This window comes from Enterobacter cloacae subsp. cloacae ATCC 13047 (assembly GCF_000025565.1).
GTDB classification, from domain to species: Bacteria; Pseudomonadota; Gammaproteobacteria; order Enterobacterales; family Enterobacteriaceae; genus Enterobacter; species Enterobacter cloacae.
In genome coordinates this window covers 1,946,852-1,962,050 of the sequence record NC_014121.1, presented here as the reverse complement: position 1 = coordinate 1,962,050, position 15,199 = coordinate 1,946,852, and the positions used below count along the sequence as shown (strand labels likewise).

The following is a 15,199-nucleotide window of genomic DNA, read 5'->3' as shown; positions in this document are numbered from 1 at the left end:
AATACTTTTTGCTAAACCGTTTTAGTAAGTGTGATCGAGGCGACAATTCAGGCCGCCGGTCGGCGGCCAGGAAGGAATTACAGGTTGTGACGGTACGGCAGCGCGGTCATTGCCCCTTTGGCCGTCGTGGCCAGTGCACCACAGCGCTGGGCCAGTGCAAGGGTTGTTGCCAGATCCTGGCCTGACGAGGCCAGGCCGAACAGCAACCCTGCGACGAACGCATCGCCTGCGCCGGTGGTGTCAACACACGCTACCGGTGTGGCCGGATAGTGTGTCGTGATGCCCTCATGCCAGGCCATTACCCCCTCTTTACCCAGCGTCACCAGCACCAGGCGGGCCGGACAATGGTGCATCAGCGCCGCCAGACCGGTTTCGATATGGGATTCGCCGGTCAAAAACGTCAGCTCTTCAATGGAAAGCTTCACCACGTCCGCGCGCTGTAGCGCCAGTTCGAGGCAACGGCGGAGCTCGCCCTCATCCTGCCAGAGGTCGGGGCGAATGTTGGGATCGAAGCTGACAAAACCACCGGCTTTTTTAATTGCATCCATCGCCTGAAAAGTGGCAGAGCGACTCGGCTCCGCGCTGAGCGCAATGGAGCAGACGTGCAGCCACTCTTTGGCCCTGAAAGGCGGCAGATCGGTGGAATCGAGAAACAGATCGGCGCTCGGCCGAACCATAAACGTAAACGAGCGTTCGCCCTGTTCGTCCAGATCAACCACCACCGTTGAGGTGCGGTGAGCCGGATCGAGGCGCATCCACTGCACATCAACCTGCTCATCCGCCAGCGTTTTCTGCATAAAGCGGCCAAACGGATCGTCGCCAACCCTGCCAATAAAGGCACTTTTTCCGCCCAGTCGGGCGATGCCGACCGCCACATTTGCCGGTGCGCCGCCGGGACATTGCAGCAATTTGCCGTCCCCCTCTGGCAGTAAATCCACCACTGCATCACCGAGTACCCAGATTTTATCCATGTCATCCTCTCAGCTAAACTATGTTAAACCGTTTTAGCTATTTAAACACAGGCTGACCAAAGGGGAAATAATCAGGAAGGAAAAAGCGTTATCGTACCAGGTGTGGCCAGTGAATATCGCCCACCCCGTTAAGCTGCGGCCGGGCAAACAGAAACCCCTGAAAACGGCGAATACCGGCGGATTCCAGCCAGCACCACTCCTCCAGCTTCTCAATGCCTTCCGCCACCAGCGTGATCTCAAGGTCGGTGCAGCAGCTCACTATCGATCGGACAATCGCCTGTTTTGGGCCGCTGAGATGAATATTGCTGACAATTTCCCGATCGATCTTGATTTTATCCGGCTGGAAGCGGGTAAGCAGCGAAAGCCCCGCATACCCGGAGCCGAAACATCGATCGCCAGGCCAATACCTTCACCCCGAAGCTGTTTGATCGCGCTGTTGAACTTGTTAAAGCCGGAAATCATCTCGTTTTCAGTTACTTCTATGACCACCTGCTCCGGCTGAAGCCCGTGTTGTCTGATTTGCTCCACCAGAAACTCGACCGCTCCGGGCACCTTGACCAGCGACATGGGGAGTAAATTCACCGCAATTTTATGGCTGCCGATACCCAGTTTCTCCGCAAGCGCAAAGGCATACGCTTTGGTTTGCAGATCCACTTCGTAGAGCTTGTCCTGATCGAGCGTTTTGAAGAAATGTTCCGGGCTCCCGCCATCGTTGCCACGAATAAGCGCTTCAAGTGAACTGATTTTCCCTTCCGAGGGCTCGACTATCGGCTGCAGCGCAAACTGACAGATTTGACCGGCTATAAACCCCATGGCCTCACCGAAGGGCGCTTTTTCACATGCGAGCGTCCATTTTCCCGCATCCACCGGGTTCCTCGTCTGGCCGGTATGTTTCCCGGTGATAAAGGTCTGAATGAATTTGAACACCCGATCATCGGATATGAGATAGCTTTCCAGCTGGCTGTAATGCAAAACCGACTCAAGCACCTCTTTTGGGGACTGGACCTGCAGGTCAAACAGCAGCATGCCGACATTGTCAAACCGTCTGCGGGGGCCGTAATCCCGCATCAGTTCGACGACGCCACTGTGGCGCTCATCATCGCGAATTTTGTGGAACAACTTCACGACGCTCTCTTCCGCGCCCTCAAGAATTTGCATGACGTCACAGCCGTTCGAGAGCAGGACACCCGTGATGTTCAGTTTGGCATTGCGGCTTCGTGCTCGTTCTACCAGCGCGCTTAATTCTGCGGACCGGCAGGATAAATGTAACTGGCTTCGATAAATCAGCGTGGTGAGCACAGGAATGGGTTCCAGAATAAGGGAGGCGCCGGGGAAGTTACTGTTTAACATACTTCACCAGCGCTACCTAATAAATTAACGGCTTAAGGGATCACCCTTTTTCCTCCGTCCCGATGCGGTTGTCGATCCGCATCTTCATGTAGTCGTAAAACGGATTTGAGGTCACCCGCATCAGGGCATCTTTACCCACGCTCAGTACGGAGGTCTCTCCCCACAACGCAATGGTGCCCAGGCTGATGCCATAGCGGTTTTTCACGGCAGGATGCCGGCCATACAGATCGTCATCAGGCGGGAAAGGTACGGCGACATGCGAAAGCGAATAGACCTCCGGCGGATACTGCTGCGCCAGCGGCTCCACGGTCTCTTCTGTGCTGTCTGCGGGGATGTGCTTCGCGACCGTGGCGAAACGCTCCGCACTGGCGTTGGTAATAATTGTGACACTGTAACGTCTTTGCGCAGACGGCAACAGCTCAGAGAGGGCCGTCCACGACGACGGCCGGAATAACGGGCGGAAACTCGCCGCCTGGTTGATATCAAACACCACCAGTTCACTGCCGTTGGCCGGAAGCTGGTCGAATAACCCCGTGACAACCGCACGGGTACTGACGGTGGAATCCATCACCGACTGAAAGGCCAGTACCGGCGGCAACCGATCCAGCGTGTGGTTTTGTGCATCGCGGCCAATCTGCTCCTGCAGCGCCTTCGTCAACAGCCACGACTGACGCGCCGCGTTTACCGGGAAAGAATTGTATTTGTAAGGGTTATACTCCGGCGCGATATTCAGCCACGCCGCTTTCGCAAACGCCGGTAACAGTGCCGGTAAGCCTGCGAATCCGGCAAAGCGGGCAAACGCCGTGACGCCGATCATCGGTGACAACAACACCAGTTGCTGAGGTTTTCGCAGCGAAGGCGACTCCAGCGCGTCCAGGGTGTATTTCATCGCCAGCGCCCCGCCGTTGGAATAGCCCACCAGATGCAAAGGAACGTTATCCCCCGCCAGACGGGAGGCTTCGCGCACGGCAAGACGCGTCGCCGCCAGCCACATCTCCCAGTCAACATTTGTCAGCGCCCCTGGTGCCGTCCCGTGTCCGGGCAGACGCGGCACCACGGCCACAAATCCGCGCTGCTGATAATCAACGGCAAGGTGCTTAACGCTATAGGGCGAATCGGTGAGTCCGTGCAGTAAAACCACCGCACCACGCGGTTTACCGGCAGGCATCAGCACAAACGAGCGATTTGCATCCGGAGTAAATTTTCCGGGCCACACCAGGCTCTGACGGTAGTAGCGGTTTAAGGCGGTACGCTCCTCCCCCTTCGTTTTTGCCGTGACCGCGTTATCCAGGTCGGTGAAGATGGCCTTTTCCCGGTCGAGATAGTCAGCAAAGTTCGCCTTATCCAGCTCGCTTACGCTCATTTCATCCGCACGCCAGGTATGCCAGAGATGTAACGCCGGCCCCTGCTGCGAGAGATATACCCGCACTGCCAGCAGCACAACCACGATAATCCCTATGACCATCGCCACTTTCTTTGCGAGAGCCATCAGGCGCACGCTGACACGCCAGGGCAGATTCGCCATGCCGGGTTCCTTCTCTTAGTCACTGTGTTTGTATCTTATCAAAAATGTGAAGGGGCTGACGTATTCACCAAATTCATCTCTGTCGAATCCGACAATGCACCAAAAGTGAACTACGCTGCACAAATGTTGATCATTGGTTAATCAAATATTGCATGAAATTTACAGCACAGCGGCTTTTCGCCGTCATGTGAACATGGCACGCGTCATGCATTGTTAACCAGGTAACAGAATTCCGGCCATTGACAGCCGGTTAACAGCGAGGCGGTAATGACCACCAAACCTGAAATGCTGAACCGTATCGAAGCCACCTTCAGCCAGCTGACGCCCAGCGAAAAGCGTGTGGCAAGCTGGATGCTGGCGCACGCCGCGCTGATACCGTTTGAGACGGCAGAGAGCGTGGCGCTGACTACCGGCACCAGCGGGATCACCGTCGGGCGCTTCCTGCGCAAGCTGGGGTATCGCAACCTGGACGATGCGAAAAAAAGCCTGCGCGATCCTTATCAGCCCTGGGGAATGAACGAACGCCTGGACTCCTGGCAACAGCAGCGCCCGCTCTCGGATCGCCTCCAGCACTCCCTTTCGCTGGAGGTGGACGCAATCACCCATGTTTATCAGCTGGCACAAACCGATGTCTTTAAGCAAATCGTCCATCAGCTCACCCATGCTGAGGCGGTGTTTGTGCTGGGTATTCAGTCAACGCGCGGGATTGCCAACGCCTTCTTCAGCCACCTGGAATACCTGCGCCCGCGCGTGAGCTACTCCGAGGGGTTATCCGGCAGTTGGGTTGAATCGCTCAACTCCGGTTTTGACCACCCTTATGTGGTGCTGACCGATACCCGCGCCTATTCCGCCATTGCCCGGCAGTACTGTCGTGTCGCAAGTGAGAAAAGTATTCCAATGGCCCTGATCACCGATATCTGGTGTCCGTGGGCGCGGGATTACCCTATTGATTTATTGCAGGTTAAAACCGATACCGGCCACTTCTGGGATTCGCTGGCCCCTGTTAGCTGTCTTTTCAACCTGCTGCTGTCAGGCGTGGTCCAGGCGCTGGGTGATGCGCTTGCAGACCGTCTGACGATAAACCGTGAATTACAACAAGAGTTTGGACAATTCGAACGCTAAAGGAGCGGAGCTATGCCCGAAGAGAGTGAACTGATCGATGTCGCCAGAATGTTTCCTGAGTTGCATATCGATCTGAAATACGCCACCGCCGACAACCTGACTGGCCGTCCCATTTATCAGGAGGCGCTGTGTTTGCTGCATACCGATGCCGCCACCGCGCTGGCGAAATCGATTGGCATCGCCACGCTCGCCGGACTGAAACTGGTGGTCTACGACGCCTATCGCCCTCAGCAGGCCCAGGCGCAGCTGTGGGATGCGTGCCCGAACCCGGAATATGTGGTGGATGTGGCCATTGGCTCCAATCACAGCCGCGGCACGGCCATCGACGTCACCCTGATGGATGAACATAACAACGTGCTGGATATGGGGGCCGGGTTTGATGAGATGGATGACCGTTCTCATCCGTATCACCCCTCCGTGCCGCCGCACGCCCAGCGCAACCGCCTGCTGCTTAACGCCATCATGTTTGGCGGCGGCTTTGTGGGGATCGGCAGCGAATGGTGGCACTTCGAGTTGCCAAACGCCGCCAGTTATCCCCTTCTTGACGATCGTTTCGCCTGTTTTCCGTTGACGCACACCCCTCTTTAAACCTGGAGCACTGCCATGAAAACAACGCTTCTCACGACCCTTATCGCCGCCACGCTGGCCCTGAGCATGCCTGCTGCGCAGGCCGCCGTTCCGAAAGACATGCTGGTGATAGGTAAAGCCGCCGACCCGCAAACCCTCGATCCGGCAATCACCATCGATAACAACGACTGGACCGTCACCTATCCGTCCTATCAGCGTCTGGTGAAGTACAAACCTGGCACCACGGAGGTCGAAGGCGATCTGTCCACGGGCTGGAAGGCATCTGAGGATCAGAAAGAGTGGACCTTCACCCTGACGGACAACGCGAAATTCTCTGACGGCGCGCCGGTCACCGCTGAAGCGGTAAAACTGTCGTTTGAGCGCCTGTTGAAGCTCAGCCAGGGGCCGTCTGAAGCGTTCCCGAAAGATCTCAAAATTGACGCCGTTGATGACCACACGGTGAAATTCACCCTCAGCCAGCCGTTTGCTCCCTTCCTCTATACCCTGGCGAATGACGGTGCATCGATTATTAACCCGGCCGTACTGAAGGCCAATGCCGCCGATGATGCGCGGGCTTATCTGGCGCAGAACACCGCCGGTTCCGGGCCATTTATGCTGAAGAGCTGGCAAAAAGGTCAGCAGCTGGTGCTGGTGCCTAACCCGCACTGGGCGGGAGATAAGCCCCACTTTAAGCGCGTCTCGGTGAAAATTATCGGTGAAAGCGCGTCGCGTCGCCTGCAGCTTTCCCGTGGCGATCTGGATATTGCCGACTCCCTGCCTGTCGATCAGCTTTCGGCGCTCAAGCAGGAGGGCAAAGTCGCCGTGGCGGAGTATCCGTCCCTGCGCGTGACCTATCTCTATCTCAACAACAGCAAAGCGCCGCTGAATCAGGTGGATTTGCGCCGCGCCGTCTCCTGGGCAACCGATTATCAGGGGATGGTGAAAGGCATTCTCAGCGGTAACGGCAAGCAGATGCGCGGCCCGATCCCGGATGGCATGTGGGGCTTTGACGCCACCGCCATGCAGTACAGCTTTGACGAGGCCAAAGCGAAAGCGGCGCTGGAGAAAGTCAAAGATAAACCGGCCAGCCTGACGTTCCTCTACTCGGACAACGACCCGAACTGGGAGCCTATCGCCCTCTCCACTCAGGCCAGCCTGGGCAAGCTCGGTATCAACGTCAAGCTGGAAAAACTGGCTAACGCCACCATGCGCGACCGCGTGGGTAAAGGCGATTATGACATTGCCATTGGCAACTGGAGCCCGGACTTTGCCGACCCGTACATGTTCATGAACTACTGGTTTGAGTCGGACAAAAAAGGTCTGCCGGGCAACCGCTCGTTCTATGAGAACAAAGAGGTCGATTCCCTGCTGCAGGCGGCGCTGAAAACCACGGACCAGGCGGAGCGCACCCGCGATTACCAGCAGGCGCAGAAGATTGTGATTGACGAAGCGGCCTACGTTTATCTGTTCCAGAAGAACTACCAGCTGGCAATGAACAAAGAGGTCAAAGGCTTCACCTTTAATCCAATGCTCGAGCAGGTGTTCAACATCGCCACCATGAGCAAGTAACGGTTTCGCCGGGGGAAAGTGTATGACGTTCTGGAGCATTGTGCGCCAGCGCTGCTGGGGGTTAATCCTGGTAGTAGCCGGTGTCTGTATCATCACCTTTATCATTTCACACCTGATCCCCGGCGATCCGGCCCGCCTGCTCGCCGGTGACCGTGCCAGCGACGAGATTGTGCAAAACATTCGCCAGCAACTGGGACTGGATCAGCCGCTCTATATCCAGTTTGGCCGCTATGTAGACGCCCTGGCGCACGGCGATTTAGGGACCTCTATCCGTACCGGGCGGCCGGTGGCGGAAGATTTAAAAGCCTTCTTCCCTGCCACGCTGGAGCTGGCGTTCTGTTCCCTGCTGCTGGCGCTGGTGATCGGCGTTCCGCTGGGGATTTTATCGGCGGTCTACCGTAACCGCTGGCTGGATCATCTGGTACGGCTGATGGCGATGACAGGGATCTCCACACCTGCCTTCTGGCTGGGTCTGGGCGTCATCGTCTTGTTCTACGGCCATCTGCAGCTTCTGCCCGGCGGCGGCAGGCTGGACGACTGGCTCGACCCGCCTGCCCACGTGACGGGCTTTTATCTGCTGGATGCCCTGCTGGAGGGTAACGGCGAGGTCTTTTTCAACGCCCTGCAACACCTGATTTTACCGTCACTGACGCTGGCGTTTGTTCATCTTGGCATCGTGGCGCGTCAGGTACGTTCCGCCATGCTGGAGCAGCTCAGCGAAGATTATATTCGCACCGCCCGCGCCAGCGGCTTGCCGGGCTGGTATATCGTCCTGCGGTATGCCCTGCCGAATGCGATGATCCCGTCCATTACCGTACTCGGGCTGGCGCTGGGCGATCTGCTTTATGGTGCGGTACTGACCGAAACCGTCTTTGCCTGGCCAGGCATGGGCGCCTGGGTGGTGACCTCCATTCAGGCGCTGGATTTCCCTGCCGTCATGGGCTTCGCCGTGGTGGTTTCACTGGCCTATGTGGTCGTCAATCTGGTGGTTGATCTGCTCTATCTGTGGATTGACCCTCGTATCGGGCGCGGAGGTGCCGAATGATGTTGACTGAGGAAACGCCCGTCCCCGTAAACACAACGAAACCGGGCATCGACTGGGCAAGGCTGTTCTGGATGCTGCGTCAAAGCCCGCTCACGCTGATCGGCGGGGTGATTATGCTGGTGATGCTGTTGCTGATGGTAACTTCACCGTGGATCGTCCCCCATGATCCGAACGCGCTGGATCTCACTGCCCGGTTGCAGGCCCCGTCTGCGCAACACTGGTTTGGTACCGATGAAGTCGGACGCGATCTGTTCAGCCGCGTGCTGGTCGGTAGCCAGCAATCCATTACCGCCGGGCTGGCGGTGGTGGTGATTGCCGGGAGTATCGGCTCGCTGCTGGGCTGTTTGTCCGGCGTGCTGGGCGGGCGCGGCGATGCCATCATTATGCGGGTGATGGACATTATGCTCTCCATTCCCTCCCTGGTACTGACCATGGCGCTGGCGGCGGCGCTTGGGCCGAGTCTGTTTAACGCCATGCTGGCGATTGCGATTGTGCGTATCCCGTTTTACGTTCGCCTGGCACGCGGGCAAACCCTGGTGGTGCGCCAGTTTACCTATGTGCAGGCCGCGCGCACTTTTGGCGCATCGCGCTGGCATTTGATCAGCTGGCACATTCTGCGTAACGCCCTGCCACCGCTGATCGTGCAGGCCTCGCTGGATATTGGCAGCGCCATTCTGATGGCCGCCACGCTGGGCTTTATCGGCCTTGGGGCACAGCAGCCCACCGCCGAATGGGGAGCAATGGTGGCCGTGGGCCGCAACTATGTGCTCGACCAGTGGTGGTACTGCGCCTTTCCTGGTGCGGCAATTCTGGTCACTGCCGTCGGGTTTAATCTGTTTGGTGACGGCATTCGCGACCTGCTGGATCCGAAATCGGGAGGAAAACAGGCATGAGCGAAGCAGTATTAACCATTGAAGATTTACACCTGAGCTTCCCGATATTTCGCGGTGAAGTTCACGCCCTGAACCACGTATCGCTGGAGATCAAACGCGGCGAGATTGTTGGCGTAGTGGGCGAATCCGGCTCCGGAAAATCGGTAACGGCGATGCTGACCATGCGTCTGCTGCCGGAGGGCAGTTACCGGGTCCATCGCGGGCAGGTAAAACTGTTGGGTGAAGATGTCCTGAATGCTTCGGAAAAACAGCTCCGCCAGTGGCGCGGTGCCAAAGTGGCGATGATTTTTCAGGAGCCGATGACAGCGCTGAACCCAACGCGACGAATTGGCAAACAGATGGTGGAGGTGATCCGCCAGCATCAGCCCCTTTCACGGCGTGATGCCGGGAAAAAAGCGATCACCCTGCTGGAAGAGATGCAGATCCCGGATGCGGCGGAGGTCATGGAACGTTATCCGTTCGAGCTGTCCGGTGGCATGCGCCAGCGGGTGATGATTGCGCTGGCCTTCTCCTGCGAGCCTGAACTGATTATTGCCGATGAGCCGACCACCGCACTGGACGTCACCGTCCAGCTACAGGTACTGCGATTGCTGAAGCATAAAGCGCGGGCCAGCGGAACCTCGGTACTGTTCATCAGCCACGATATGGCGGTGGTTTCACAGCTCTGCGATCGGATGTATGTCATGTACGCCGGGAGCGTGATTGAAAGCGGCACCACGCAAACGCTGATCCACCATCCCGTTCATCCCTATTCCATCGGCCTGTTGCAGTGTGCGCCTGAAAACGGCGAGCCGCGCGAGATGCTGCCTGCCATCCCCGGTACAGTGCCCAATCTTAGCCAGCTTCCGCGCGGGTGTGCTTTTCGGGAGCGCTGTTTTGCTGCGGGCGTAAAATGCACTGAAACGCCGCGCTTACTGCCTCAGGGGGCCGAAGGCCAGCGGGCGGCCTGCTGGTATCCGCAACAGGAGAAAACCCATGTCTGACGTACTGCTGGAACTGGATCGCGTGCACGTTAACTTTCCCGCACGCAAAAACTGGCTGGGGCGGGTCACGGAACAGGTGCATGCTCTTAACGGGCTGGATCTTCAGATCCATCGCGGCGAAACGCTGGGGATTGTTGGCGAATCCGGCTGTGGTAAAAGCACACTGGCGCAGCTTTTAATGGGGATGCTCAAACCCAGTGCCGGCCTGTGTGCACGGACAAACCACGCGGGCGGTATGCAGATGGTGTTCCAGGATCCGCTCTCGTCGCTTGACCCGCGTCTGCCGGTCTGGCGCATTATCACCGAGCCGGTGTGGGTGCAAAAACGCAGCAGCGAACGGGAACGACGTCAGCTTGCTGAAAACCTGGCGCAGCAGGTCGGTATCCGCCCGGAATACCTCGACCGCCTGCCGCACGCCTTTTCCGGCGGGCAGCGCCAGCGTATTGCTATCGCCCGCGCTCTTTCCTCTGACCCGGACATCATCGTGCTGGATGAGCCCACCAGCGCGCTGGATATTTCCGTACAGGCGCAGATCCTCAATTTACTGGTGAAGCTGCAGCAGGAACGCAACCTGACCTATGTGCTGATATCCCATAACATCTCGGTTGTCAGGCACATGAGCGATCGCGTGGCGGTGATGTATCTGGGGCAGATTGTCGAACTGGGCACGGCGGCACAGGTGCTGGTTACGCCGCGTCATCCCTACACCCGGCTGCTGCTCGATTCCGTTCCCAGAACCGGTGAGCCGCTGGATGAAAACCTGGCGCTGCGTAAAACGGATCTCCCGGGGAACCGCCATCTGCCCGAGGGGTGCTATTTCCGCGACCGTTGTCCGCAGGCCACGCAGGGGTGTGAACGCCCGCAGCCGCTACAGCCTTCACACGAGGGCCGTAGCGTGCGCTGCTGGCGTAATGTGGATTAAATTTGCGCCATCCCACCATCAACAAACAGCTCGGTGGCGTTAATAAAGCTGGCCGCGTCAGAGGCCAGAAACGCCACCACTTTCCCCACCTCGCCCGGCGCACCTAAACGTCCTAACGGAACCTGTGCAGCCAGCGCATCGTACAGCCCCTGACGATGTTCTTCTGGCACCAGTTCGCCGAGTCCCGGGGTTTTGACGGGGCCAGGACTGACCACGTTGATACGGATCCCACGGCCCTGCAGATCCAGCGCCCAGGAGCGGGCAAAGTTGCGCACGGCGGCTTTGCTGGCGCTGTAGACGCTAAAGTTTGCCGTTCCCTTTATCGACACCGTTGAACCGGTCAGAATAATGGACGACCCGGCAGATAACAGCGGCAGCGCTTTTTGTACTGTAAACAGCACTCCGCGCACGTTTGTGCCGAAAATACGGTCAAACTGCTCCTCGGTGATTGCTCCCAGCGGCAGCATATCTCCGCCACCCGCATTGGCGAACAAAATATCGAGACGCCCTTCTTCTTTTGCTATCTGCGCATAGACTCGATCCAGATCGGCGAGTTGTGAGACGTCAGCACGAATACCCACCGCACGGGAATCAATTTGTGCGACGGCGGCATCCAGCTCGGCCTGTCGACGACCGGTGATATAAACTTTGGCGCCTTGAGCCGCCAGCTCCTGCGCCGTGGCAAGACCAATACCGGTGCTGCCGCCAGTGACCAGTGCGATTTTTTCGAAGAGCGTTGTGTTCATGTCATTTACCTTTTGTTGGGTTTGCGGTGCGCGTTTTTGCTTGCGCTGGAGACACATTAGCCCTTGCCGGATTAGTGAAAAACCAGCAAAACTGAAAATGACTATTCACAGACAGAAATAATCGAGAGAAAAAGATGGACCAGCTCATGGCGATGCGCGCCTTCACGCGGGTTGTGGAAACCGGGAGCTTTACCCGAGCGGCTGATTCGCTAAACATGCCCATTGCCACACTGAGCAAGCTTGTGAAAGCGCTTGAGGCGCATCTTGAAATACGGCTGCTGCACCGTACCACCCGCCGGGTGGTCACGACGCCGGAAGGCGCGGAGTATTATGAAAAAGCGGTCAGGGTGCTCATTGATATCGAAGATATCGATACCTCGTTTCGCGTCTCTCACGCCACACCGAAAGGACATCTGCGGGTGGATATTGGCGGTTCGACTGCCCGCGACGTGCTCATCCCCCTGCTCCCGGATTTCATGCAGCGCTACCCGGATATTCGCATCGATCTTGGCGTGGCGGATCGTCCTGTTGATTTGATCAGCGGCAACGTGGATTGTGTGATCAGAGGCGGTCCGCTGAACGATTCCACCCTTATCGCCCGTCATCTGGGCGACGCCGACATGGTGACCTGCGCAACGCCGGGCTATCTGAAAAAGCACGGCGTTCCGGCTTATCCCCAAGAGTTGCGTAACGGACATAAACTTATAAGCTATCTCTCCCCGGTCACCGGGCGGCCCTTTCCGTTTCGCTTCAGGAAAGGCGGCGAGGTGCAGGAGATCGGCATTTCGCACTATCTCGGCGTTAATGAAAGCAATGCGCACCTGGCAGCGGCGGTGGCAGGATTGGGCATCATTCAGACGTTTACGTATTCAGCAAAGACATATCTTCAGGCGGGTACGTTACAAGAAATTTTAAGCGACTGGCACCCGGCGGCGTATCCGTTTCACGTGGTTTACCCGCAAAACCGGCATCTGACGCATCGCCTTAAGGCGTTTATTGCATGGCTGGCAGCGGTTTTTCCTGCTGCGCTGAAGGGATAGCCGGGCCTTCGCCCGGCTCAGACTTAGTTAAGTTTATAGTCCAGCGTGATTTCCGCTTTCAGTACCTGCGACACCGGGCATCCTGCTTTCGCTTTCTGGATGATGCCGTCGAATTTCTGCGGGTCGATACCCGGTACGGTGACCTTGCTGTTTAGCGCAATTTTGCTGATTGCGAAGCCGCCATCGGTTTTATCCAGCGAGACATCCGCCGTGGTATCGATGGAATCGGCGGTATAGCCCGCTTCACCAATCATCAGCGACAGCGCCATTGAAAAACAGGCGGCGTGAGCTGCGCCAATCAACTCTTCCGGGTTAGTGCCTTTAGCGCTTTCGAAGCGGGTGTTAAAGCCGTAAGGTTGTTGATTCAGGACGCCACTTTCCGTTGAGACCGTCCCTTTGCCATTTTTGATATCACCAGACCAGTGTGCCGAACCGTGCTTATGAATCGTCATTCTTGCTCTCCTTTTGGCTTACAAAGGGGTAAGTATAGACGATGGTTCCGGCACACCCAGGAACACAGACAATTCTGTAACCTATTCCCGCTGCGCGTCGCCTGACAGATGGTGCGCTATCTCATCAAGAAACACGCGCAACGCCGCGGGCTGATACTCCCGGGACTGATAAATACCGTGAATGGCTAACGCTTTGGGCGTCAGGCTGCTCAGCACCGGGACCAGCGTGCCCTGTTCAATCGCGGCATGTGCTTCCTGCTCCGGCAACATGGCAATGCCGCAATGCTTCACCGCCGCCTCCATCAACAATGACGAGATGCTGGCGCTGAGGTTGCCGCTCACGGCGACGCTGACGTTTTCCCCTTCCGGCGTCAGGAAGTGCCACGCCTGACCGGCGAAAAAGCTGTAGTGCAGACAGTTGTGCTGCGCTAACTCCTCCACCTGCTCTGGCGTGCCGTGGGTTGCAAGATACTGCGGCGACGCGCACAGCACGGAACGGCACTCCCCAAGCCTGCGGGCGATCATCCCGGGCTCTGGGTTATCCGTAATGCGGATCGCCACATCAATGCGTTCCCCTACCAGACTCACCGGGTGGTTGTTCACATCCAGCTCAATGCGCAGCTGCGGGTAGCGCGAAAGCAAGCCGGGCAGCACCGGGGCAATCAGATGCATGGCGGTAAAATGGGCGCAGGCCACCCGTAGCGTGCCTGAAGGGAGATCTTTCTCCGACTGGCCTTCAATTTCCTGCGACAGCTGGGACAGCGTTCGCGTTTTTAGCAGCACCTTCTCTCCGGCCGCCGTCAGCGTCAGCTTGCGCGTCGAGCGGTTTACCAGCCGCGTACCGGCCCACTTCTCCATTTGCTCAAGATAGCGGCTCACCATAGGACGGGAGATCCCCAACGCCCGGGCCGCTGCACTCAGGCTTCCCAGCTCGCATATCCGGTTATAGACCTGAGCGGCAATAACGCGATCCATATCACACCCCATTTGCTCGATTTATGAAACAAAGCATGTCTTGTTTCAGGAATTCTGGCAAATACGAATATCCGTACAATAAAGACTTTCCTGAACAACAGAGACATCAGAATGAAATTCACTCACCTTGCACTGCTCTCCACACTTATCACGCCCGCGGTGTTTGCTGCGCCATTAACCATTGATACCTATAACCCGCAGGACAAAGGGATGTTTGCGGTCTCCTCCACGCTGGTCTCTGGTCCAAAAGAGGCCGTGCTGTTTGACGCCCAGTTCAGCGTCAAAGATGGCGAAGCGCTGGTCGACAAAATTCGCAAAAGCGGGAAAACCCTGAACAAAATCGTCATTACCTCTGGCGATCCGGATTTCTATTTTGGTCTGCAACCGCTGGTGAAAGCCTTCCCGAATGCCAAAGTGGTGGCCACACAGCAGGTGGTTGACCATATCAAGGCCACCAAAGACGCCAAGCTTGCCTTCTGGGGACCGCAGATGAAAGACGGTGCACCAACCGAACTTATCGTTCCGCAGGTGCTGGCATCCACTACCTTCATGGTGGACGGCGAGAAGATTGATATCGAGCAGCCAGAAAGCTACGCCGCCTATGTCTGGATCCCTTCGGCTAAAACTATCCTCGGTGGTACCGGTGTCGCCTGGGGTATCCACGTCTGGACGGCAGACACCCAGACGCCAGCCAGCCGCAAGCAGTGGCAACAGACGCTGGAAAGCATGGCGGCACATAAGCCTGAACGCGTGATCCCGGGTCACTATCTGGGAACACCACCGGCAGGCAGCGGTGCTCTCGACTTTACCCGTGATTATCTCCAGCGCTTCGAACAGGCGTTGTCAGAACATAAAACATCGACAGGCGTGATCAGCGCCATGAAAAAACAGTATCCGGGTCTGGCTGAAGAGAGCTCGCTGGAATTAAGCGCCAAAGTGAATACTGGCGAAATGAAGTGGTAATGTAAAATCTGCTCCTGCTATATTTCAGTGATAGCAGGAGCACCTGCAAAATATCCTCGCGACAAACCCTCAATAT

General features: G+C 57.2%; 14 protein-coding genes and 1 pseudogene. 9 read left to right on the top strand and 6 right to left on the bottom strand.

Translation table 11 applies throughout. The annotated features are described in order from the left end of the window. Positions 1 to 77: 77 nt before the first annotated feature. From ECL_RS09490 to ECL_RS09480, 3 genes and pseudogenes are all read right to left on the bottom strand, one after another. Positions 78 to 971, bottom strand: coding sequence for an aminoimidazole riboside kinase (locus ECL_RS09490; protein ID WP_013096549.1), 894 nt, complete (start codon positions 969 to 971; stop codon positions 78 to 80). Positions 972 to 1,059: 88 nt separating this feature from the next. Then, positions 1,060 to 2,270 (bottom strand): annotated as a pseudogene (locus ECL_RS09485) (diguanylate phosphodiesterase). 91 nt (positions 2,271 to 2,361) lie between these two features. Then, positions 2,362 to 3,846 carry an alpha/beta hydrolase gene (locus tag ECL_RS09480; RefSeq protein ID WP_013096548.1) on the bottom strand — a complete coding sequence of 495 codons (1,485 nt, stop codon included), beginning with the start codon at positions 3,844 to 3,846 and terminating at the stop codon, positions 2,362 to 2,364. A gap of 267 nt (positions 3,847 to 4,113) precedes the next feature. Between ECL_RS09480 and ECL_RS09475 the strand changes: the two genes are divergently transcribed. Genes ECL_RS09475 through ECL_RS09445 form a run of 7 tightly spaced genes read left to right on the top strand, consistent with a single transcriptional unit; the run spans position 4,114 to position 10,947 of the window. Beyond that, positions 4,114 to 4,968, top strand: a complete 855-nt coding sequence (locus tag ECL_RS09475) for a MurR/RpiR family transcriptional regulator (RefSeq protein WP_013096546.1) — start codon at positions 4,114 to 4,116, stop codon at positions 4,966 to 4,968. 12 nt (positions 4,969 to 4,980) lie between these two features. Beyond that, entirely contained in the window at positions 4,981 to 5,556 is a 576-nt protein-coding gene (gene ddpX / locus ECL_RS09470) for a D-alanyl-D-alanine dipeptidase (RefSeq protein ID WP_013096545.1), read from the top strand. A 15-nt stretch (positions 5,557 to 5,571) separates the two neighbouring features. Next, positions 5,572 to 7,104: an ABC transporter substrate-binding protein gene (locus tag ECL_RS09465; protein WP_013096544.1), complete on the top strand. Its 1,533-nt coding sequence runs from the start codon at positions 5,572 to 5,574 to the stop codon at positions 7,102 to 7,104. A 22-nt stretch (positions 7,105 to 7,126) separates the two neighbouring features. Next, positions 7,127 to 8,149 (top strand): ABC transporter permease, encoded by a 1,023-nt coding sequence (locus ECL_RS09460; protein ID WP_013096543.1) that lies wholly within the window; start codon positions 7,127 to 7,129, stop codon positions 8,147 to 8,149. Beyond that, entirely contained in the window at positions 8,146 to 9,042 is an 897-nt protein-coding gene (ddpC, locus tag ECL_RS09455; RefSeq protein ID WP_013096542.1) for a D,D-dipeptide ABC transporter permease, read from the top strand. The genes ECL_RS09460 and ddpC overlap by 4 nt, the downstream gene beginning before the upstream one ends. After that, on the top strand, positions 9,039 to 10,025 hold the full coding sequence (locus ECL_RS09450) for an ABC transporter ATP-binding protein (protein WP_013096541.1): 987 nt from the start codon (positions 9,039 to 9,041) through the stop codon (positions 10,023 to 10,025). The genes ddpC and ECL_RS09450 overlap by 4 nt, the downstream gene beginning before the upstream one ends. Further along, positions 10,018 to 10,947 carry an ABC transporter ATP-binding protein gene (locus ECL_RS09445; RefSeq protein WP_013096540.1) on the top strand — a complete coding sequence of 310 codons (930 nt, stop codon included), beginning with the start codon at positions 10,018 to 10,020 and terminating at the stop codon, positions 10,945 to 10,947. The genes ECL_RS09450 and ECL_RS09445 overlap by 8 nt, the downstream gene beginning before the upstream one ends. Here the strand turns inward: ECL_RS09445 and ECL_RS09440 are convergent. Next, positions 10,944 to 11,693, bottom strand: a complete 750-nt coding sequence (locus tag ECL_RS09440; RefSeq protein ID WP_029883329.1) for an SDR family NAD(P)-dependent oxidoreductase — start codon at positions 11,691 to 11,693, stop codon at positions 10,944 to 10,946. The two genes, ECL_RS09445 and ECL_RS09440, sit on opposite strands and share 4 nt — an antisense overlap. 134 nt (positions 11,694 to 11,827) lie before the next feature. Between ECL_RS09440 and ECL_RS09435 the strand changes: the two genes are divergently transcribed. Then, positions 11,828 to 12,733, top strand: a complete 906-nt coding sequence (locus tag ECL_RS09435) for a LysR family transcriptional regulator (protein WP_013096538.1) — start codon at positions 11,828 to 11,830, stop codon at positions 12,731 to 12,733. A gap of 23 nt (positions 12,734 to 12,756) precedes the next feature. On the opposite strand, the gene ECL_RS09430 is transcribed toward ECL_RS09435, so the two are convergent. Next, positions 12,757 to 13,185 (bottom strand): OsmC family protein, encoded by a 429-nt coding sequence (locus ECL_RS09430; RefSeq protein WP_013096537.1) that lies wholly within the window; start codon positions 13,183 to 13,185, stop codon positions 12,757 to 12,759. Between the two features lie 81 nt (positions 13,186 to 13,266). Then, complete coding sequence (locus tag ECL_RS09425) at positions 13,267 to 14,160, bottom strand: LysR family transcriptional regulator (protein WP_013096536.1); 894 nt, start codon at positions 14,158 to 14,160, stop codon at positions 13,267 to 13,269. A 111-nt stretch (positions 14,161 to 14,271) separates the two neighbouring features. On the opposite strand from ECL_RS09425, the gene ECL_RS09420 reads away from it, so the two are divergent. Continuing rightward, a complete protein-coding gene (locus ECL_RS09420; RefSeq protein WP_013096535.1) occupies positions 14,272 to 15,123 on the top strand; it encodes a Vmh family MBL fold metallo-hydrolase in 852 nt (283 codons plus the stop codon). The last annotated feature ends 76 nt before the right edge of the window (positions 15,124 to 15,199 follow it).